The sequence below is a fragment of the Streptomyces mauvecolor genome (assembly GCF_039532965.1).
GTDB lineage: Bacteria > Actinomycetota > Actinomycetes > Streptomycetales > Streptomycetaceae > Streptomyces > Streptomyces violascens.
This window is the reverse complement of sequence record NZ_BAAASQ010000071.1, coordinates 1-1,426: the sequence shown is the minus strand read 5'-3', so window position 1 is coordinate 1,426 and position 1,426 is coordinate 1. Positions and strand designations below refer to the sequence as shown.

1 pseudogene is annotated in these 1,426 nt (G+C 66.8%); it reads right to left on the bottom strand.

Going from position 1 to position 1,426, the window contains the following annotated elements:
• Positions 1–55: 55 nt before the first annotated feature.
• Positions 56–1,293 (bottom strand): annotated as a pseudogene (locus tag ABD346_RS38260) (IS256 family transposase).
• Positions 1,294–1,426 lie beyond the last annotated feature (133 nt).

Here is a 1,426-nt window from a genome sequence, read left to right as displayed (position 1 = left end):
GGTCACGTCCACTGGAGTGGTGTATCGACGGCCACTCGGTGATCTCGTTTTGAGGCTATGCGGTGAGTTCGGTGGGCAGGGTGGTCTCGTCGGTTTCTGACTCGATCGGGTGGAGGCGGGCCTTGGCGAGCAGGTCGAGTCCCATGTAGCGGCGGGCCTCGGTCCACTCGTCGTTCTGCTCGGCCAGGACGGCACCGACCAGGCGGATCAGGGCGGTGCGGTCGGGGAAGATACCGACCACGTCGGTGCGACGCCGGATCTCTTTGTTCAGTCGTTCCTGCGGATTGTTCGACCAGATCTGCCGCCAGATCTCGCGCGGGAAGGCGGTAAAGGCCAGCAGGTCGTGCTGGGCGGCGTCCAAGTGCGCTGCGGCCTTGGGGAATTTGGCCTCCAACGCATCCAGGACATGCCGCATCTGGGCCCGGACAGCGTCGGTGTCGGGTTGTTCGAAGACGGTCCTCAGCAGGGTGGCCACCCATGGCTGGGCCGTTTTCGGAACCTGGCTCAACAGGTTTCTGGCGTAGTGAGTGCGGCACGCTGCCAGGAAGAACCGGGCAGCACTGCTCCGATGGCGTCGACGAGGCCGGCATGGGCGTCGGAGACGACCAGCTGGACACCGGTCAGGCCGCGGGCGATGAGCGAGCGCAGGAAGGCGAGCCAGCCGGCACCGTCCTCGCAGGTGGCGATGTCGATGCCGAGGATCTCGCGGTGCCCGTCGGCGTTGACCCCGACCGCGATCAGAGCGTGGACGTTGATGATGCGGCCGCCCTCGCGGACCTTCTGGGTCAGCGCGTCCACCCAGACGAACGCATAGGGACCGGCATCCAGGGGCCGGTTGCGGAATGCGGCGACCTGCTCGTCCAGATGCCGGGCCATCGCGCTGACCTGGGACTTCGACAGCTGGGTCACGCCGAGGGATTCGGCGAGCTTCTCGACCCGGCGGGTGGACACTCCCAGCAGGTAGGCGGTCGCGACCACCGAGACGAGAGCCTGCTCGGCCCGGCGACGGCGTTCCAGGAGCCAGTGCGGGAAGTAACTGCCCTGCCTCAGCTTGGGGATGGCCAATTCGACGGTGCCGGCCCGGGTGTCCCACTCGCGCGGGCGGTAGCCGTTGCGGTGGTTGACGCGTTCGTCGCTGACCTGCCCATATTCGGCGCCGCATAGGGTGTCGGCCTCGGCGGACATCAACGCATCGGCGAACGTCTTGACCATCGCGCGCAGCAGATCCGGACTCGCCGCGGCGAGGTTGTCCTCGGCGAGGGCGTGCAGGGGCACACTGTCAGGTGCGGTCATCGTGCTGATCTCCTTCGAGCTTCGACACCTCGAAGATCAGCCGGTGGCCGTTCGTCTATGCGGTCCTCACCCCTACGCCGGAGCAAACCCCCGGATCAGGTCGAACCCGTACACCATCTCCATGGACGCAACC